This is a genomic window from Dongshaea marina (assembly GCF_003072645.1).
Lineage (GTDB): Bacteria > Pseudomonadota > Gammaproteobacteria > Enterobacterales > Aeromonadaceae > Dongshaea > Dongshaea marina.
On the sequence record NZ_CP028897.1, the window covers coordinates 410,850 to 430,244 of the forward strand.

The 19,395-nt window shown below is 54.9% G+C and carries 18 protein-coding genes, 1 other RNA gene and 1 pseudogene; 15 read left to right on the forward strand and 5 right to left on the reverse strand.

Going from position 1 to position 19,395, the window contains the following annotated elements; genetic code table 11:
- Positions 1–158 precede the first annotated feature (158 nt).
- Genes dolP through DB847_RS02170 form a run of 4 tightly spaced genes read right to left on the reverse strand, consistent with a single transcriptional unit; the run spans position 159 to position 3,536 of the window.
- Positions 159–734, reverse strand: a complete 576-nt coding sequence (gene dolP / locus DB847_RS02155) for a division/outer membrane stress-associated lipid-binding lipoprotein (protein ID WP_108649241.1) — start codon at positions 732–734, stop codon at positions 159–161.
- A complete protein-coding gene (locus tag DB847_RS02160) occupies positions 734–1,327 on the reverse strand; it encodes an SIS domain-containing protein (protein WP_108649242.1) in 594 nt (197 codons plus the stop codon). The genes dolP and DB847_RS02160 overlap by 1 nt, the downstream gene beginning before the upstream one ends.
- Before the next feature lie 9 nt (positions 1,328–1,336).
- Positions 1,337–1,693, reverse strand: a complete 357-nt coding sequence (locus tag DB847_RS02165) for a YraN family protein (protein WP_234418486.1) — start codon at positions 1,691–1,693, stop codon at positions 1,337–1,339.
- Positions 1,680–3,536, reverse strand: a complete 1,857-nt coding sequence (locus tag DB847_RS02170) for a penicillin-binding protein activator (protein WP_159084341.1) — start codon at positions 3,534–3,536, stop codon at positions 1,680–1,682. Before DB847_RS02170 ends, DB847_RS02165 begins: the two co-directional genes overlap by 14 nt.
- Positions 3,537–3,616: 80 nt before the next feature.
- Here DB847_RS02170 and rsmI point away from each other — a divergent pair, with 80 nt between their 5' ends.
- Both rsmI and rnpB read left to right on the forward strand, forming a co-directional pair.
- Positions 3,617–4,456, forward strand: a complete 840-nt coding sequence (gene rsmI, locus DB847_RS02175) for a 16S rRNA (cytidine(1402)-2'-O)-methyltransferase (RefSeq protein ID WP_108649245.1) — start codon at positions 3,617–3,619, stop codon at positions 4,454–4,456.
- Positions 4,457–4,837: 381 nt separating this feature from the next.
- An RNA gene (gene rnpB, locus DB847_RS02180) (RNase P RNA component class A) lies at positions 4,838–5,187 on the forward strand.
- Between the two features lie 15 nt (positions 5,188–5,202).
- On the opposite strand, the gene DB847_RS02185 is transcribed toward rnpB, so the two are convergent.
- The gene (locus tag DB847_RS02185) at positions 5,203–5,532 is read right to left on the reverse strand and encodes a YodC family protein (RefSeq protein WP_108649246.1); all 330 of its coding nucleotides are present in this window, start codon (positions 5,530–5,532) and stop codon (positions 5,203–5,205) included.
- Between the two features lie 506 nt (positions 5,533–6,038).
- Here DB847_RS02185 and mraZ point away from each other — a divergent pair.
- From mraZ to DB847_RS02245, 13 genes and pseudogenes are all read left to right on the forward strand, one after another.
- The gene (gene mraZ / locus DB847_RS02190; protein ID WP_108649247.1) at positions 6,039–6,497 is read left to right on the forward strand and encodes a division/cell wall cluster transcriptional repressor MraZ; all 459 of its coding nucleotides are present in this window, start codon (positions 6,039–6,041) and stop codon (positions 6,495–6,497) included.
- A gap of 7 nt (positions 6,498–6,504) precedes the next feature.
- Complete coding sequence (gene rsmH / locus DB847_RS02195) at positions 6,505–7,446, forward strand: 16S rRNA (cytosine(1402)-N(4))-methyltransferase RsmH (RefSeq protein ID WP_108652885.1); 942 nt, start codon at positions 6,505–6,507, stop codon at positions 7,444–7,446.
- Positions 7,447–7,458: 12 nt separating this feature from the next.
- Complete coding sequence (gene ftsL, locus DB847_RS02200) at positions 7,459–7,773, forward strand: cell division protein FtsL (RefSeq protein WP_108649248.1); 315 nt, start codon at positions 7,459–7,461, stop codon at positions 7,771–7,773.
- Positions 7,770–9,529 (forward strand): annotated as a pseudogene (locus DB847_RS02205) (peptidoglycan D,D-transpeptidase FtsI family protein). The gene ftsL and the pseudogene DB847_RS02205 overlap by 4 nt, the downstream one beginning before the upstream one ends.
- A complete protein-coding gene (gene murE / locus DB847_RS02210; RefSeq protein ID WP_108649249.1) occupies positions 9,516–10,994 on the forward strand; it encodes a UDP-N-acetylmuramoyl-L-alanyl-D-glutamate--2,6-diaminopimelate ligase in 1,479 nt (492 codons plus the stop codon). The pseudogene DB847_RS02205 and the gene murE overlap by 14 nt, the downstream one beginning before the upstream one ends.
- Entirely contained in the window at positions 10,991–11,224 is a 234-nt protein-coding gene (locus tag DB847_RS25295; RefSeq protein ID WP_234418487.1) for a Mur ligase domain-containing protein, read from the forward strand. Before murE ends, DB847_RS25295 begins: the two co-directional genes overlap by 4 nt.
- On the forward strand, positions 11,185–12,348 hold the full coding sequence (locus DB847_RS02215; RefSeq protein ID WP_234418488.1) for a UDP-N-acetylmuramoyl-tripeptide--D-alanyl-D-alanine ligase: 1,164 nt from the start codon (positions 11,185–11,187) through the stop codon (positions 12,346–12,348). The genes DB847_RS25295 and DB847_RS02215 overlap by 40 nt, the downstream gene beginning before the upstream one ends.
- A complete protein-coding gene (gene mraY, locus DB847_RS02220; protein ID WP_108649250.1) occupies positions 12,342–13,424 on the forward strand; it encodes a phospho-N-acetylmuramoyl-pentapeptide-transferase in 1,083 nt (360 codons plus the stop codon). Before DB847_RS02215 ends, mraY begins: the two co-directional genes overlap by 7 nt.
- A gap of 2 nt (positions 13,425–13,426) precedes the next feature.
- A complete protein-coding gene (murD, locus tag DB847_RS02225) occupies positions 13,427–14,725 on the forward strand; it encodes a UDP-N-acetylmuramoyl-L-alanine--D-glutamate ligase (protein ID WP_108649251.1) in 1,299 nt (432 codons plus the stop codon).
- 92 nt (positions 14,726–14,817) lie between these two features.
- Positions 14,818–15,915 carry a cell division protein FtsW gene (ftsW, locus tag DB847_RS02230; protein ID WP_234418577.1) on the forward strand — a complete coding sequence of 366 codons (1,098 nt, stop codon included), beginning with the start codon at positions 14,818–14,820 and terminating at the stop codon, positions 15,913–15,915.
- 1 nt (position 15,916) lies between these two features.
- Positions 15,917–17,017, forward strand: coding sequence for an undecaprenyldiphospho-muramoylpentapeptide beta-N-acetylglucosaminyltransferase (gene murG, locus DB847_RS02235; protein ID WP_108649253.1), 1,101 nt, complete (start codon positions 15,917–15,919; stop codon positions 17,015–17,017).
- On the forward strand, positions 17,017–18,477 hold the full coding sequence (gene murC, locus DB847_RS02240; RefSeq protein ID WP_108649254.1) for a UDP-N-acetylmuramate--L-alanine ligase: 1,461 nt from the start codon (positions 17,017–17,019) through the stop codon (positions 18,475–18,477). The genes murG and murC overlap by 1 nt, the downstream gene beginning before the upstream one ends.
- Positions 18,478–18,557: 80 nt before the next feature.
- On the forward strand, positions 18,558–19,394 hold the full coding sequence (locus DB847_RS02245) for a D-alanine--D-alanine ligase (RefSeq protein WP_234418489.1): 837 nt from the start codon (positions 18,558–18,560) through the stop codon (positions 19,392–19,394).
- Position 19,395 lies beyond the last annotated feature (1 nt).

Consider the following 19,395-nt stretch of genomic DNA (forward strand, 5'->3'; position numbering starts at 1 on the left):
ATGGTTCTGGACAAACGATCAGATCGCAGCTTGGGCTTTTAGTTCCCCTCTTATGCGCAGCTCAGGTTGGGTTAATGAATTTGGCAGTATATGCCGAGGGTTTTAGCTGTGGTGTCAGGGTCAGAAAGATAGCCGGAGCCTGGCTCCGGCAGTGAACATTAATCTGTGTATTGAAACACCTTGACCACCCGCTTGACGCCATCCACATTGCGCGCCACATTGACGGCGTGCTCGGCATCCTCGCGAGAGGTTACCCCGATCAGGAAGACCTCACCGTTTTCGGTAACTACCTTGATCTGCAGCGGGTTGACGTTCTTGTTGCCAAATAGCTGGGTTTTCACCTTGGAGGTGAGCCAGCTGTCGTGCATCCGGGTCGACATGGAGACGGGCTCGGCGATGCGGATCTCATTATAGATCTGCTTCACTCCCGGAACCTTCTGTACCAGGGCAACGGCCTGGGCTCGCAACTCTTCGGTCGGAGCCTCACCTATCATCAGCACCCTGCCATTGGTGCTGATGACACTGATGTTGGTCTTTTCGTGGATAGTCTTGTTTCCAAACAGGGCATTGCCAGCCTTGAACTCTATGGTTTGATCATCAATCTGTGAACCCAGAGTACGTTGATCGTTTGCTGCTGAAACTGTGGTCGCGGTTCCAGCAACAAATAGCCCGACACAGCCACTGAGACTGAGTGTGCTGGCGAGCAGTAATGTCAGATAGATGAGGCGTTTCATCAGTAATCATCCTGTCTTGGAAAGAGCGAGCGATCGATGAGATCGCAGAAACAGTGGATGCTGAATTGGTGGAGCTCATGGATTCTGGCGGTTGAGCTCGATGGTACCCGGATCTCGACGTCATTGGGGCCCAACAGTCCGGCCATTTCTCCACCGTCACGGCCGCTGAGGGCGATGATGGTCATATCCCGGCTCAAGGCGGCCTTGGCCGCATTGAGGATGCTGGGGCTGTGGCCGGTCGAGGTAATGGTTAGCAGAATATCCCCCTGTTGACCCAGGGCCCTGATCTGCTTGGCATAGCATTCGCTAAACTCTTCATCGGTGGCGATGGCCGAGATGGTGGTACTGTCGGAGCTCAGCGACATCGCCGGCAGGCTTGGACGCTGTGCATCGTAGCGATTGATCAGCAAGGAGGCCAGTAGCTGGCTCAGAGCCGCAGAGCCACCGTTACCACAGGTCAGGATCTTGTTGCCGTTTAGCAGGCAATGCACCATCATGGAGGCGGCGCGCTCCAGGGGGGCCGCCAGCGCTTCAGCGGCGGCTATCTTGGTTTGAATACTTTCAGTAAAGCTTTGTTTAATCCATTCCTGCATGAGTTCTCCTCAAAAGGCGTTCTGAATCCATTCAATATCACCAGATTGTGCGCTAAATGCGACGACATCGAAACGGTATAATTGCTTATGCTCATTCAGCCCCTGCTGTTGCAGATAGAACTGAGCCGCTCGACGAATTTTTTGCTGCTTGGCGGGGGTTACGGATGCCAGGGCTCCCCCAAAACTATCGCTGGCACGATAACGGACCTCGACAAAGATCAGCGTCGAGCCAGACTCCATGATGAGGTCCAGCTCTCCACTGCGGCAGCCATAGTTTTTCGTCCGCAGCTTCAGCCCCTGAGATCTTAAATAATCGATCGCCTTTTTTTCAAACGCTTCGCCCAGTTGGCGACTACTGAGCGTCATCGCTTGCCGTATCCTGCTGATCGACAACCAGCCGACCATTTTCGTAGTGGGCCCACATCAGTTGGCGCTGCACCACTCCCTGTGAATCGACCGTAAGATCTCCGGTGAGCCCCTGGACACTGTATTGAGGGAGCTGGCGTAGCTGTGCCAGGCGCTCCACCAGTGACAGTGAATCATAGCCCAGGGCAAACAACCTGAGCTGATTGCTGGTCAGGGTCGGCCAGAGGTGACGCACCCTAGCCATCAGGGATGGATCCTGTGAAAGCAGCCAGGGCATCTCGCTAAGCTGCATCTTGTTCATCTCTTCGACCGATTTGAGGGCCTGTTGACTGAGTCGGCTCATTGAGCTGGCATAAACCGGGATCGGCTTTGCATAGGGGCTGACACTCACGTCGATAAAGGGCTTGACCAGCAGGGTGTTAGCGGGAGAGGAGATGAGATAGATCGCATCTGTGTCCCGGCGGCTACGTGCCTCATCCTTGAGTTTGAGGCCTGTCAGGCGCTTGATATCACGAATTCGCTGTTTGCTATCGCTGACCCCAAGGATCTGCTGAACCGTTTGCTGGATCTGCTGCTGGTTATCAAAGCTTGCGATCTCAACCTCCTGGTGACTCAACTCCTGCCAGCGCTGCTCAAAGGCCTTGGACATCCTCTGGCCGAGCTGATCTTTAGCCGCGATTATGATTGGGTGACGGTGCCCATCCTGCCAGATCTTGTTAGCCCCCTGGACTGCCTCGCCTTCGGGAGAGAGGCCGAAATAGAAGAGTTGCTCCGACTCCTTAAGTTGTTCGGGTTGATTAAGGGCGAGCTCGGGAATCGTTTGGTTGATCTCGGTAAACAGCTCAACCCGGTTCTTGTCCAGGGGGCCTAACACAAACTGCATCCCATCTGTGGTTAACTGCTGGTACAGAGCCTGGAGATCCTGGGTATTGCTGTCGTAAAAATGCAGTTCACCAGCGTGGTGGGTATTCTTATAAGCCATCAGGATGCCGTTTTGCATGATCTCACCCTGGGGGGCCAGGGGACCGGTCAGGGGAAGCAGCACGGCAATTTTTTTCGGTACAAAGGCTTCAATACTCAGCAGCTGATCCAGATTAGCGGGCATATTCTCCAGCGCCGGGTGTCCGGGGAATGTCTGCTTCCACTCCTGGAGCTTTTGGATCAGTACGACAGGTTGTGCTCCATACTGGTTGAGTGTTGCTGCCAGCTCAAACCAGCCAGTTGTCACATCCGGAGCTGGAGCGGTTTCAGCGGCCCGCAGGGTGAAAGGCGTGAACTGATTTAGCAGGCGCCATATTCTCTCCTGTAAGTCTTTTTTAGCTGCGGGAACCGAGGTGAGCTGATCTTGTTGGATCAGGGCTCTGGCGGCCCCGAGCTGATCCCCTTGCTGCTGTTTGAGTTGCGCCTGCAAGCGATAAAACTCACGTTGTTCTGCAGCAGGAAGGTCAGCTGACTGGAGCTCATCAAGTTGTTGGCTGGCTTTCTCAGGGAGCTGTTCGAAGAGAGCGAGCTGGGTCTGTAGCAAAGCAAGTTGCTGCTTTTGCTGCGGGCTAAGCGTTCCGGTTTGCTCCGAGGCTGCCAGCAGCGAGCGGGCTCTGGAGAGCTCGCCTCGGATCAGCGAGGAACGAATCGCCAGTAGCTGCCAGCTGGATTTAAGCTCAGGGGTGCTGGCTTTGACCTGCTGCTGCAGGTAGGTCTGCGGTGCCAGCGCCTTGGAGTCGAACAGTGCGGGCGGTTGATCGGGTTTGAGTGCTCCCATCTGTGAGGCACAGCCACTGATAAAGATCACCAGTGCCATCACCAGCAGTCGTGTTACACTTCTGTTCCTGTTAAAACGATTCAATCTAGATCCCCTGCCCGGTATGCGAAGCCCTATTTTAATCGGCTGAAGTAAGGGACACAATTACTAAGAGAGACAAACCCATGAGTGATGCTGCGATCCTTTATATAGTGCCGACTCCAATCGGTAATCTTGAGGATATTACTCTGCGTGCCCTGCAAACCCTCAAAGAGGTTTCACTGATTGCGGCGGAGGATACCCGGCATACAGGCAAATTGCTGAGCCACTACAGCATCAAAACCCCGACTTTCTCACTGCATGATCATAATGAGCAGCAAAAGTCCCAGCTGCTGGTGAATAAACTCAAAGAGGGGCTGTCGATTGCCCTGGTCTCGGATGCCGGAACGCCGCTGATCAGTGACCCCGGTTACCACCTGGTCCAGGCGTGTCGCCAGGCGGGGATGAAGGTGGTGCCTCTTCCCGGCGCCTGTGCTGCGATCACAGCCCTGAGTGCGGCGGGATTGCCGACCGATCGTTTCGGCTTTGAAGGGTTCTTGCCGGTTAAGAGTAAGGCCCTTGAGGATAAGCTCAACTCAATTAAGGATGAGCCACGCACTCTGATCTTTTACGAGTCACCACGTCGCCTCAAGGCTACGGTTGCCAGGATGGTTGAGGTGTTGGGTAGTGGACGTCGTCTGGTGGTAGCCCGTGAGTTGACCAAGTGTTTTGAGACCATCACCAACCTGCCCGCAGGTGAGCTTTTGAGTTATCTCGAAGAGGACGAGGTGAATAGCAAGGGAGAGATAGTGCTGATGGTCGAAGGGGCTAGCAAAGCTCAGGACGCTCTGTCTCAAGAGGTGATCAACACCCTGACACTGCTTTACGCTGAGCTTCCCTTGAAGAAGGCCGCAGCACTGACAGCCTCAATTCATGGGGTGAAGAAGAATGCCCTCTACCAGTATGGGCTCGAACATTTAGGCTAGGCTGCTAAGCGTTATTGTCCATATGCTTATGCTGTTGTTCTTGGTTTGCCACGCAGTGGCAAACCGTGTCGGGGGTGCCGATGTATATGGATATGCGAATGCAACGATAACCAGGGATGGTGTTAGTTGCCGATAGCACATTACTTTTGTATCGCCAAAAGTAATCAAAATCTCACTCCGCGCGATGCATTTATCATCCCTGATAAATCTCACCAGCTCGATATCCTATCTCGCGCTATGTTACTCCGCGAGTAACTTCGCCCATGGCTCAAGTACTCCATAGTACAGATGAAAATGGCCAATGTATTTTGATCTATGGAGTATTAGGCTGGTGGCTTTTGATTGTATTTGAGCGGGGGCTTTGTTAGTATCCTCCGGCTCAGAGTCGGCCAGACAGTCGCCGCGAGGTTCGCCTCGGGGAGGAAAGTCCGGGCTCCGCAGGGCAGGGTGCCAGGTAACTCCTGGGGGGCGCAAGCCTACGACCAGTGCAACAGAGAGTAAACCGCCGATGGCCTTCGGGCACAGGTAAGGGTGAAAGGGTGCGGTAAGAGCGCACCGCGCGGCTGGCAACAGTCCGTGGCACGGTAAACTCCACCCGGAGCAAGATCAAATAGGGTTCCTATGGCGCGGCCCGCGTTGGAACCGGGTAGATTGCTTGAGCCATGGGGCGACTCATGGCCTAGATGAATGGCTGTCCACGACAGAACCCGGCTTATCGGCCGGCTCTGAGCACTCCTTCTATGATCCTAAGGCCTTGGGATCAGGGGATCATCTATATGGTGGTCGTACTCTTCATCATCGGGATCAGGTTCCAGCAAGTGGGAGACATCATCCTCCCCACGCCGATAATTTCCATCATCCGACATGCCCATTTCGACCAGGATCTCATTGGTCAGTTCCAGCGCAGGCGCGGCAAAATGTTCTTTGGAGACCTCGGCGGCAGTATCAGAGGTGAACCAGCTACAGTAGTATTGCTTCACATTATTGTGTTCGTGAGGGTAACTGCCGGTGACCGTCATGGCCGGGCCACCGCTCTTGAGGCGGACCACATCGCCAATTTTAAACTCCTGTGCCATGCTTGCTCCTTGACCACAAAGATCCCTGTGCTTTTTTTATCCTAAGCCTTTCTGATGAATTCGGCTAGATTGTTCACCCCTAACTTGCGGTTTTTTCCACGGATTATCCGCCCGGGATAGTTCCATAACTTTTGACCCTGGGTTATCATTTCGCGTTTGATTTTCCACCCCGGGTGCAGGAAAGGTCAGGAGTTGCCTCAACCGATTCAGGTTATTTTATTTGAGAAACTGTGTTTTTCAATTGGCTCCCTGTGAGGGTTCATCAACCTCTCAAGCCTTGTCTCGGCTGGTTTTCGGGAAAGATTTGCATGAAAAATAGGCATTTTTTTGTTCTGTTTTCTCTCGCTAAATCAAGCAAATGAAGCGAACTCTTGCAAAATCACGGTGAAAACTACGGGAACATGCAGCCTTCTTTCCTTGCAAAGGGGTAATGTGCTCCTTACACTTTAGTCAAAGTGGGAAAAAGTGGATCTTGGTGGTTAAAAGTAGATCCCTGGGGCGGAAAAATGCTTAGAGGTGCACAGGCGGTAACTCTCGATGCAAAAGGTCGGCTGGCGATGCCGACCCGTTATCGTGAGTGGCTGCGTAGCGACAGCGAGAATTTGCTGGTGTGCACCATAGACATCAATCACCCCTGTTTGCTGCTTTACCCCATGTATGAGTGGGAAGCGATAGAACGCAAGCTGCGCTCACTATCGAGTATGAATCCAATGGAGCGCCGCCTGCAACGCCTGTTGCTGGGTCATGCAACCGAATGTGAACTGGATAATAATGGCCGGATGTTGATCAGTGGTCCGCTGCGTCAACACGCAGGGCTGGGACGCAAGGTGATGCTTGTGGGTCAGCTGAATAAGTTTGAACTGTGGGATGAAGCTCGCTGGCAGCAGCAGGTAGCAGACGATATAGAACTGCTTCCGGATGCTGATTGGAGCTCATCAGAGCGATTGCAAGATTTTTCACTTTAAGAACAAGATGACTGAACAACAATATTTGCATAAGACTGTCCTGTTGCATGAAGCGGTAGATGGACTGTCTATTAAAGAGGATGGAACCTATATTGACGGCACCTTCGGCCGTGGTGGCCACTCGCGCCTTATCCTCGAGCAACTTGGGCCCAATGGCCGTTTGATTGCGATCGATCGTGACCCACAGGCGATCGCCGAGGCACAAAAGATTGATGATCCCCGCTTTGAGATTGTGCACGGTGCATTTTCCGAGCTGGCCAGCTATGTGGCCGAGCGGGGACTGACCGGCAAGATCGATGGTGTGCTGCTGGATCTGGGAGTCTCCTCACCTCAGCTTGATGATGCCGAGCGCGGCTTTAGCTTCATGAATGATGGCCCTCTGGATATGCGGATGGACTCCAGCAAGGGTGAGACTGCAGCGGACTGGCTGGCTTACGCTGAAGCGGAAGATATCGCCAGAGTGCTGAAAGAGTATGGCGAGGAGCGCTTTGCCAAGCGGATCGCCCGCGGCATAGTACGCCACCGTGAGGAGCAGGTTTTAGAGCGCACCGGGCAGCTGGCAAGTCTCATCGCAGAGGTGAGCCCGACCCGTGAGCGGCATAAGCATCCGGCGACCCGTAGTTTTCAGGCGATCCGTATCCATATCAATGGTGAGCTTGAGCAGATTGATGAGGCGCTGGAGGCGGCACTCAAGGTGCTGGCTTCCGAGGGGCGGCTGTCGGTGATTAGCTTCCACTCCCTTGAAGATCGCCGGGTGAAGCGCTTTATCCGCAAGCATGAAAAAGGGATTGAGCCACCTCCGGGCCTGCCTCTGACCGAACAGCAGATGAACCAGGGACGCTCCTTGCGCTCAATTGGCAAGGCGCGTAAGCCCAGTGAGCAAGAGATAGAGCAGAATGTGCGGGCCAGAAGCTCGGTGTTACGAATTGCTGAGAGACTGGTGTTTTAACCGGGAGAGAACATGGCTGAGCAAAGGATCAACCTGACACGGGAGATACTCAGTGACCTGCTACGGCATAAGGTGCAGCTGATATTGGTTGTGCTGGTGTTGGTGGCGGCATTTTCAGTCATCGTCATCACCAACCAGACCCGGATCGCCATAAGTCAGCAAAATAAGCAGCTGATGCACCAGGACAAGCTGGATGATGAGTGGCGGCATCTTCTGCTGGAAGATAGTGCATTGGCGGAGCATTCGCGGATCAGTTTTATCGCGCGAACCAAGCTTCAGATGGTGCGACCGGCACCCAAACAGGAACGGATCATTACTGAGCGATGAAGTATCAGGGACGAACCAAGAAGCAAAAACCGGTTCTCAGCCAGTGGCGCTTTGCCACGGTCGGGGCCGGGATTGCGCTGCTGTTTATAGTTCTTGTGGCTCGGACCGCCTATATCCAGGTGGTTGAACCGGATCAGTTGCGTTACCAGGGAGATCTGCGCTCGCTGCGGATTACCACCACCGAAGCCCAGCGCGGGATGATCGAGGATCGCAACGGCGAAGTGCTGGCGGTCTCGGTTCCTGTCGAAACCGTATGGGCCGATCCCAAGCTGGTGCATGATAAGGGCTCTCTGCAGCATAAGGCGGCCTGGCAGGCGCTGGCCGACGTGCTGGATGACTCTTATGACAGCCTGTATGACAAGGTCAAAAATCCTAAGAAGCGCTTTGTCTATCTCAAGCGGCAGGTCTCTTCGGCGGTAGCCGACTATATCCGTAAGCTCAAGCTGCCGGGAATCTACTTAAGACCCGAGTCCCGCCGCTTCTATCCGACCGGTGAGATCAATGCCCAGCTGGTCGGGCTGACCAATATCGATGATAAGGGGATCGCCGGTATTGAGCTTAGCTATAACCAGTGGCTTGCAGGCAGTGCTACTGAGCGCAGGGTACGCAAGGATCGCCTGGGTCATGTGATCGAGAATATGGGAGTGGTGCGCGAGGGTAAAAAGCCCCATCAACTGACCCTGAGTATCGATCAACGCATTCAGTCGATGGCCTATAAGGCGCTTAAGCGGGCCACCGCGTACAATCAGGCAACCTCTGCCTCTTTGGTGATGATCAAGGTCAATACAGGTGAGATCCTGGCGATGGCCAATACTCCCTCCTATAACCCGAATAATCGCTCTGATTATCGAAGCTTCAGGGCCCGGGATCGCGCCATCACAGACGCCTATGAACCGGGCTCGACTCTCAAGCCTCTGATCATGGTCAGTGCTCTGGAGCACAAGGTGGTTGAGCCGGATTCCATCATAGATACCTCCCCGGGCTGGCTGTACCTTGGGGCACAGCGGGTCTCCGACGAGGGACATAACTACGGTAAGATCACCCTGGGTCAAATCCTTGAGCACTCCTCCAACATGGGGATGACCAAGATTGCCCTCAGGGAAACGCCGCAGCAGATGCTCAGTACCCTGTATAACCTTGGAATTGGCAATACCACGGGGGTGGGGCTCACCGGAGAGGCCGCGGGGTTCATGCCGCAGCGGCGCCGCTGGTCCAAGTTTGAGCAGGCGACCCTCTCATTTGGTTATGGGGTGACGGTCACTCCCCTCCAGCTCGCCTATGCCTACTCGATATTGGGTAATGGCGGCATTCGTTATCCACTGAGCATCCTCAAGCTCAATAAGGCCCCCAGGGGGAGCGGGTGGTGCCCCAGCGCGATGCCGATGAAGTGGTCAAGATGCTGGAGAAAGTAATATCCGGCGGAACCGGGACAAAAGCTGCTGTTCCGGGCTACCTTGTCGCAGGAAAAACCGGTACGGCCCGAAAAGCGGTTGCAGGGGGCTATGGAAATGACTATGTTGCTCTGTTTGCCGGGCTAGCGCCCGCGTCCAACCCGCAGCTGGCGATGGCGGTCGTGGTCAATGATCCCAAGGGGGATCGTTACTATGGCGGTCAGGTTGCAGCACCCGTATTTTCAGAAGTGATGAGTGGCGCCTTGCAGTTATTGAATATTCCACCCGATGCCGAGCCTGCTGGTGGCGAGGGTAGTAAAATGCGATTTGTTAAGCATGAGGAGGTTAAAGATGCTCATGCTTGATGATCTCCTCAGACCCTGGGGAGTAATAGCACCTAACCGAGAGGTTCAGAACATAACACTGGACAGTCGTACTCTCCAACCGGGGGAGCTATTTTTGGCGGTCCGAGGCCATGAAGTTGATGGTCGTAACTATATAACATCTGCCATCGGTAAAGGAGCGAGTGCTGTCGTTGTGGAGTGTGATTCACATCAGCAGCATGGGTCATGCGAAGTACGTGACGGGGTCCCCTGCCTGTCGTTCTGGCAACTTTCAATGCATCTGTCTGCGATTGCCGCCCGCTTTTATGGGCAGCCTGCAGAACAGATGGCAGTCGTGGGAGTCACCGGAACCAATGGTAAGAGCACCATCTCTCATCTGGTTGCGAACTGGTGTCAGCTCTTGGGGCAGCAGTCAGCCGTGATGGGCACGTTGGGCAATGGCTTGTGGCAAAAGATAAGGCCCGGGACAAATACCACTGCCAGTGCAGTTGAGTGCCAGCAGTTGCTGGCGCAGTTTGTCAAACAAAGGGTCGATGTAGTGGCAATGGAGGTCTCATCCCACGGACTGGATCAGTTTCGGGTAGATGGGATCCCGTTTCGGGTCGCGGTCTTCAGCAATCTCAGCCGCGATCACCTCGATTATCACGGGGATTTGCAAAGCTATGCAGAGGCAAAAAGCCGGCTGTTTAGCTTTAGCTCCGTTGAACATCGGGTGATCAATGCTGACGATCTGCTGGGCCGCGGTTTGATTCAACAATATCCACAATCTATCGCTTATTCGCTAAAAGGCCGGCCTTTGGCACACCCGGGAGATTCAATCTGGGTTGAGGCTATAGAATTTAGCGATTCTGGCTTTTGCGCCCGGATCGGCTCCTCATTTGGTCGGGGTGAGCTCAAGGTTCCCTTGCTGGGTGAGTTTAATGTTGAAAATGTTCTGGCAGCCCTGGGCTCAATGCTGGCCCTTGGTTATGAATGGAATGCTCTGTTAGATGTGGCGCCACGGTTGATGGCGGTGTCTGGACGGATGGAGCTGTTCTCCTCTGAAAACCATCCCGCCATGGTGGTGGATTATGCCCACACCCCGGATGCGCTGCATAAGGCGTTGCTTGCGGTTCGCCAGCACTGCAGGGGGACCCTGTGGTGTATTTTTGGCTGCGGCGGGGACAGGGACAGGGGCAAGCGTTCACAGATGATGGCGTTGGCCGAGGAGCATGCAGACAGGGTGGTGGTAACCGATGACAACCCACGCCGCGAGTCACCCGGGCAGATCGTGTCTGAGATACTGGCCGGAGCAGACAAGCCGGAGCGGGTGCAGGTGATTCATCAGCGTGATCAGGCGATCCGCTGGGCCTTTGAGCAGGCGGCGAAGGATGATCTGATCCTGGTTGCCGGCAAGGGCCATGAAGATTATCAGATAGTAGGAGATAAGGTGCTCGATTTTAGTGACCGCCAGTGGGTCAGAGAGCTTCAGGAGAGTCAGTCATGATTCCCCTGAATCTGCAACAGATCGCACAGGTTCTCAATGCGACCCTGGTCGGGGATAGCTGTACGCTGGCATCGGTCAGTATAGATACCCGAACCCTTGGCCCGGGTGCCCTGTATGTGGCCTTGCGAGGCGAACGGTTTGATGGGCATCAGTTTTGTGACAAGGCAAGAGAGCAGGGGCGGTTGCCCTGTTGGTTCAGGAGCGCCAGGATGTTGCTTTACCTCAATTAGTGGTCAGGGATAGCCATCAGGCATTGGCCGATCTTGGTGCTTATGTCCGCTCTCAACTGGATCTGAAGGTTGCAGCTATCACCGGAAGCTGTGGCAAGACCTCGGTCAAAGAGATGCTGGCGAGTATTCTGGGGCGTGAGGGGAAAGCACTGGCGACCCGCGGCAATCTGAATAACGAGATAGGGGTGCCACTGACATTGCTGGAGCTGACCGAAGAGCATCAGTATGCGGTCATCGAGCTTGGGGCAAATCACGCCGGCGAGATCGCCTTTACTACGGCACTCACTCGCCCGGATGTCGCCGTGGTGACCAATGTCTCGGCGGCACACCTTGAGGGTTTTGGCTCCCTACAGGGGGTGGCCGATGCCAAGTTCGAGATTTTCCAGGGGCTGGGCAAAGAGGGGATCGCGGTTCTTAATCGCAAGCAATATGACTTCGAAAATTGGCATCACAAGCTGGCGATACAGCCCCAGCTGGGATTTGCCCTTGAGGATCCTGACTCGGATCTCTACGCCGATGCGATAGAGATGCAGGCCTCGGGGTGCCGGTTTATGCTGCACACCCCGAAAGGAGCCGCAGAGGTGCGACTCAGGGTTCCCGGGCGTCATAATGTGGCTAATGCGTTGGCAGCTGCCGGCACGGCATTGGCTTTAGGGATCCCTCTGGAGACTATTGTTGCGGGCCTTGAGGCGTTCGACTCGGTTCCGGGGCGCCTGCAACGAACCGAGCTCAAAGATTGTGTGGTGATCGATGACAGTTACAATGCCAGTGCCGATTCGGTGAGTGCTGCCATTGAGGTGCTCAAAGAGATGCCAGGCTACCGGATCTTCGTGTTTGGGGATATGGCTGAGCTTGGAGATGAGAGTGATGCTCTTCATCAGCGGATCGGCCGGGAGCTGAAGGCCAGTGGTATTGAACAGGTACTGCTGCTGGGTGATAAGACCCGGCTGACGGCCAAAGAGTGCCAGGGGCACTGGTACAGCGATAAGCCGCTGCTGATCAAGGCATTGGAGCAGCTAATAACAGAACAAAAAGATGTAGTGATTTTGGTTAAAGGGGCCAGAAGTATGAAGATGGATGAGGTTGTGACTGTACTCACCAATAACGAGGAGATGGCATGCTAGTCTGGCTTGCGGAGCATCTGACACACTATTGGAGTGTGTTTAATATCTTTTCGTACCTGACTTTTCGGGCGATCCTGAGCATTCTGACCAGTCTGGTGATCTGTCTGTGGATGGGGCCGCGCCTTATCAAGCGCCTGCAACGTCTGCAGATAGGTCAGGTGGTACGAAATGATGGGCCGGAATCCCATTTCAGCAAGTCCGGCACCCCGACCATGGGCGGGATCATGATCCTGGTTTCGATTGCGATCTCCTGCCTGCTGTGGGCGAGGCTGGATAACCCGGATGTGTGGGTGGTGCTGTTTGTGCTGGTGACCTTTGGAATCATAGGCTTCATCGATGACTACCGCAAGGTGGTGCGTAAGGACCCTAATGGTTTGATCGCCCGCTGGAAGTATTTTTGGCAATCGGTGGCAACCCTGTTGGTTGCATTTTTTCTCTATGCAACCGCCCACCATGCCAGTGAAACCACCCTGGTGATCCCCTTTTTCAAGAGTGTGATGCCTCAGCTGGGTTTGTGGTTTATTTTGCTGACCTACTTTGTGGTGGTTGGTTCGAGTAATGCGGTAAACCTGACCGATGGCCTGGATGGATTGGCGATTATGCCAACCGTCATGGTGGCTGCCGGATTTGCCATTGTGGCCTGGGCGACCGGTAATGTGAATTTTGCCAGTTACCTGCATATCCCCTATGTGCCAAAGGCCGGTGAGTTGGTGGTTGTCTGTACCTCGATTGTGGGGGCGGGCCTTGGGTTTTTATGGTTTAACACCTACCCGGCTCAGGTGTTCATGGGTGATGTTGGCTCACTGGCGCTGGGAGCTCTGCTCGGTATCATCGCCGTGTTGGTTCGCCAGGAGTTTTTGCTGGTGATCATGGGAGGAGTTTTTGTGCTGGAGACTGTTTCTGTGATCCTGCAGGTCGGCTCCTACAAGCTTCGTGGCCAGCGAATATTCCGCATGGCCCCGATACATCATCACTATGAACTCAAAGGATGGCCAGAGCCTCGGGTGATCGTTCGCTTTTGGATCATGACACTGGTGCTGGTCCTGGTGGGACTTGCAACATTGAAGATGAGGTAATCATGGCTGGGCATTCAGTCGTTGTGTTGGGGATGGGCAAGACAGGCCTGGCCTGTGTTGACTACCTGTACCGCCAGGGCGTGTCGCCTCTGGTGGTGGATAGCCGTGAAAATCCACCGGGTCTTGCCAGCCTGCCAGCGGATGTCGCCCGTCACTGTGGTGATTTTCCTCAAGAGTTGTTGTGTCGGGCGAAAACCCTGGTGGTCAGCCCCGGGATCTCTCTTAAGCAACCGGCGATTGAAGCAGCCCGGGCAAGTGGCGTTGAGATCATTGGTGATATTGAGCTGTTTGCCCGCGCAAACCGTGTGCCTGTCATCGGGATCACCGGCTCTAATGGTAAGAGTACGGTTACCACTCTGGTGGGGCTGATGGCTGAAAAAGCAGATCTCAGGGTGGGGGTCGCCGGGAATATTGGTACTCCGGTTCTCAGCCTGCTGGAGGAGTCATTGGATCTGTGTGTCCTTGAGCTCTCAAGCTTTCAGCTGGAGACCACCTTTTCTCTGAGCTGTCAGGCGGCCACTGTCCTCAATCTGAGTGAAGATCACATGGATCGCTACCTGGATATCGAAGATTATCGCGCCGCCAAATTGCGGATCTATCGAGGGGCTCAGGCGGTGATTAGTAACCGGCAGGACTTAAGAACCTATCCTCTGGAGGCTTGCCCGGATTTTAGTTTCGGCTCAGACAATAGCGGTTATGGGCTCCTGGAAGTTGATGGAGAGTGTTGGCTGGCGGTTGAGGGTGAACCTGTGATGAATACCCGGGATATGGGGTTGCTGGGACGCCACAATCAGCTCAATGCACTGGCGGCGATGGCGCTGGCCGATCGGGTCGGGATCCAAAGAGAGGCACAGCTGGCCGCACTGCGCGAGTTCAGCGGCCTTGCTTACCGCTGCGAGCTGGTTGCCAATAAGAACGGAGTGCTCTGGGTGAATGACTCCAAGGCGACCAATGTCGGGGCGACAATAGCCGCGATTGAAGGCCTTGAGGGGCAATATAGTGGTCGGCTGTTTTTGCTGGCCGGAGGCCAGGGCAAGGGGCAGGATTTTTCACCCCTTGAGCCGCTTCTCAATCACCAGGTCCATCAGACTATCTGTTTTGGTGAGGATGGGGATGCTATTGCGGGGTTAACACCACAGCACCATAGAGTGGACAGCCTGGAGCAGGCGATCGATTACTGCAGCAACCAGGTATGTGCAGGCGATCTGGTTCTGTTGGCTCCGGCCTGTGCCAGCTTCGATCAGTTCGTGAGCTTTGAGGCCCGGGGCGCACGCTTTAATCAGTTGGTCGAGCTGTTATGAGAATCGCCATCCGCCAACACTTCGACAAATTTTCTGCGCTGCGTTTTTTGCTGGGCGGGGGGAATAGCTCCGCGGTTTATGACAGGCAACTGATGTGGCTGGTGTTGGGGTTGATGGGAGTGGGTCTTATCATGGTGGGCTCAGCTTCGATCTCCGAGGGGTTGGTGCTGAAGCATGATGCTTTTTTCTTTGTAAAGCGCCACGCCTTTTACCTGGTGCTCTGTTTCGCGATGCTGGCAATCTTGCTTCAGGTGCCGATGCGTTTTTGGGAGCAATACAGCGGCCAGCTGTTGTTGCTTGCCCTGGTGATGCTGGTGATGGTGCTGATCGTCGGGCGCACCGTCAACGGTAGTACCCGCTGGCTACCGCTTGGCCCCCTGAATTTCCAGCCATCTGAGTTTGCCAAGCTGGCGCTGCTGACTTATCTCGCCAGCTACCTGGTGCGAAAACAGGAGGAGGTGCGCGATAGCCTCAAGGGGTTTTTAAAACCGCTGTTTATCCTGTTTGTGTTGACTATCCTGCTGCTAAGCCAGCCGGATCTTGGGTCGATGATCGTGCTGTTTGTGGTCACCATGGGGCTACTGTTTTTGGCCGGGGCCCGCTTGTTCCAGTTTGGCTTTCTGATGCTGGCCGGAGTCGGGGGGGTGGTTGCACTGATCCTGATCTCCCCCTATCGTCTCAAACGGGTCACCATGTTTTGGAACCCCTGGCAGGATCCCTTCGGCAGTGGATATCAGCTGACTCAGTCTTTGATGGCATTTGGCCGGGGTGGCTGGTTTGGTGTCGGGCTCGGCAATTCGGTACAAAAACTTGAGTACCTGCCCGAAGCTCACACGGACTTTGTTTTTTCGATTCTGGGTGAAGAGCTGGGCTATATCGGGGTGGTAGTTGTGCTGGCGATGCTGTTTTGCCTGGCCTGGAAAGCCCTGATGATAGGGCGCAGAGCCCTGCTGGCCAACCGATTGTATGAGGGGTATCTCGCCTGTGGGATCAGCATCTGGTTTAGCTTTCAGTCGGTGGTTAATGTCGGGGCTGCCTGTGGTTTGCTGCCGACCAAGGGATTGACTCTGCCACTGGTGAGTTATGGCGGTTCCAGCCTGATTATGGTTGCTGCCGCAGTGGCGATCTTATTGCGCATCGATCACGAGATGCGGGTTTCGGGTATGCAGGCCCGTCATTTGGAGAGTTAACATGAGTAAACGGACACTATTAGTGATGGCTGGCGGAACCGGAGGACATGTTTTTCCCGGCTTGGCCGTTGCTGATTATCTGAAGCAGCAGGGCTGGGATATTCATTGGCTGGGTACCCGTGAGCGCCTGGAGGCTCAGTTAGTGCCGGAGCATGGTTACCCTATCTCTTTCATTGAGATCAAGGCGCTCAGAGGGCAGGGGCTCAAGAGTAAGCTGCAGGCCCCCTGGAAGCTGTTAAAGGCATTGGGGCAAGCTCGCCGGGTGATAAAGGCCATCAAGCCTGATGTGGTACTGGGAATGGGCGGCTTTGCCAGTGGTCCGGGTGGTGTCGCGGCACGCCTTGCGGGGATCCCCCTGGTTCTTCACGAGCAAAATGCCGCCGCCGGGATGACCAATCGCCTGCTTTCTAAAATTGCGACTCGAGTGCTGGAAGCTTTTCCTAATACTTTTCAAAATTCACCCAAGCTGGAGCTGGTGGGCAACCCGGTTCGCCAGGCGATGATCGATATCCCTGCCCCACAGGAGCGGCTGGATCTGAGCCGCAAATCCCTGAGGGTGCTGGTGATCGGTGGTAGCCAGGGTGCAAAAGTTCTTAATGAGACACTGCCACAGGCGGTGGCTAATATCGCTGATCTTGAGATCCGCCATCAGTGTGGCAAGGGCCAGCAGCAGAGCGTCTCTGAGGCCTACTACGATCTTGGAGTTAAAACCGGGGTTCAGGCCAATGTGACTGTTCTGCCTTTCATCAAAGACATGGCCGCGGCCTACACCTGGGCGGATCTTCTGATCTGCCGGGCCGGAGCGCTTACGGTTGCTGAGGTCTCTGCGGCGGGAGTGGCGGCGATCTTTGTTCCTTTTGCCGCGGCGGTCGATGATCACCAGACCAAGAATGCCCGGCAGTTGGTCAGAGCGGGAGCCGCCCTGCTGATCCCTCAGGCGGAGTTAACTGCAGAATTACTGAGCCAGAAAATAGCGCAGCTTGCACAAGACAGGCCGCAGATTTTAGATATGGCGACCAAGGCTCGCCAGCAAGCGATAACAGATGCAACAAAGCGGGTGGCGAACGTATGCCAGAAGCTGGTTGCACAAGAGATTGATTGATGACTAAGAACGAACTTGCAAGATTAAGAACCATGATCCCTGAGATGCACAGGGTACAGCGGATCCACTTTATCGGGATTGGCGGCTCGGGTATGGGAGGAATCGCCGAGGTTCTGTGTGGTGAAGGCTACCAGGTGACAGGTTCCGATCTTTGTGAAAATGGGGTTACTGAGCACCTGCGCCGTTGTGGCGCCGAGATCACCATAGGTCACCAGGCCAAGACTGTCGAGGGAGCCAGTGTGGTGGTGGTCTCAACGGCGATTAAGCAGGAAAACCCTGAACTCGCCTATGCCCGGGAGCTGAGGATCCCCGTGGTTCAGCGCGCCGAGATGCTGGCCGAACTGATGCGTTTTCGCCATGGGGTTGCGGTGGCCGGAACCCACGGTAAGACGACGACGACCAGCCTGATTGCCAGCGTGTATGGTGAGGCGGGCTGTGATCCGACCTTTGTGATCGGTGGTCGTCTCAATAGTGCAGGCACCAACGCCAAGCTTGGGAGCTCACGTTATCTCATCGCCGAGGCAGACGAGAGTGATGCCTCCTTTTTGCATCTGCAGCCGATGGTGACAGTTGTCACAAATATCGAGGCGGATCACATGAGTACCTATGGTGGCGACTTCAAGGTTCTCAAAGAGACCTTCATGAAGTTTCTGCACAACCTGCCCTTCTATGGGGTGGCCGTGGTGTGCTGTGATGACCCGGTCGTCAGAGAGCTGATCCCGACCATTGGGCGGCGGGTTATCTCCTATGGTTTTTCCGAAGATGCCGATTACAGGCTCAGTGATTATCAGCAACAGGGCAGCCGCAGCAGCTTCACCCTGAATAGCCCCGATGGCGAGAAGACCCGAGTTACCCTGAATCTGCCCGGAAAACATAATGCTCTCAATGCTACCGCGGCAATTGCGGTGGCCCGCGATGATGCGATCGAGATGGCCGCGATCACCCGTGCCCTGAGTAAATTTGAGGGCGTCGGTCGGCGTTTTCAGCACTATGGAGAGTTTGATACCGGCAGGGGACAGGTGATGCTGGTGGATGATTATGGCCATCATCCCAGTGAAGTTCAGGCGGTGGTGGAGGCGGTCCGGGATGGCTGGCCAGACAAGCGGTTGGTGATGATCTATCAGCCCCATCGCTATAGCCGGACCCGGGATCTCTATGATGATTTTGTGTCTGTGCTTTCTAAGGTCGATGTGCTGCTATTGCTGGATGTCTATGCCGCCGGTGAAGAGCCGATCGCCGGGGCGGATAGTCGGGCCTTGTGTCGTAGTATCCGTCAGCTGGGGCGGGTCGACCCGATTTTTGTCGCCAGTGCAGATGATATTCCAGCGACCCTGGCCGGACTTCTCAACAATGGCGATCTTTTGATGACCCAGGGAGCCGGAAGTATTGGATTGCTGGCCAAGCGCTTGGCTGGCCTGGAGCTTGATGCAGAGCGTATGCTGCAACAGGAGAGTGAGTAGATGAGTCAATTTGGTAAGGTTGCCGTGCTTTACGGGGGACATCCGCTGAGCGGGAGGTCTCACTGCGTTCGGGGACGGCGGTGTTAAAAGGACTGCAAAATGCAGGCATCGATGCTCATGGATTAGATACCCGGGACTACTCGCCGCTTCAGCTTAAGAGTGATGGGTTTGAGCGGGTCTTTATCGTGCTGCATGGCCGGGGTGGTGAAGATGGCAGTATCCAGGGAGCATTAGAGTTTTTGGATATCCCTTATACGGGCTCCAGGGTTCTGGGATCGGCGCTGGCGATGGACAAGGTTCGCACCAAGCAGATCTGGCAGGCCCTGGGGCTACCAACGGCGCCCTATGCCGTGGTCCATAGAGCCGATTATCTGGCTGCGGATGCAGCTCAGCTATTCGAAAGCCTGAACTTGTGTGCCTTTGTGAAACCCTCCCGGGAGGGATCCAGCATCGGAATCGTGAAAGCTGAGAGTGCAGAGCAGCTACATCAGGCAATTGAGACCGCCTTTGAGCATGATGATGAGGTGCTCGTTGAGAGCTTCATCGATGGGCCAGAGTATACGGTATCGATAGTCGGTGACCAGGTGTTACCGGCCATTGAGCTCAGGACGGCGCGTAGTTTTTACGATTATGCGGCCAAGTACCAAAGTGGTGATACCCAGTATATCTGCCCCTGTGAGCTGACGGATGATGATCGTGAAGAGTTGAATCGATTGAGCCTGCGGGCTTTTGAGTCCCTGGGCTGCGAAGGTTGGGGACGGGTGGACATCATGCGTGATGCAAATGGGGCTTTTCAGCTATTAGAGGTCAATACGGTTCCCGGAATGACTGAGACCAGTTTGGTGCCAAAAGCGGCACGGGTCGCGGGTTATTCGTTTGAGGAGCTGTTGCTGAAAATCCTGGAGGAGGCGCACTGAG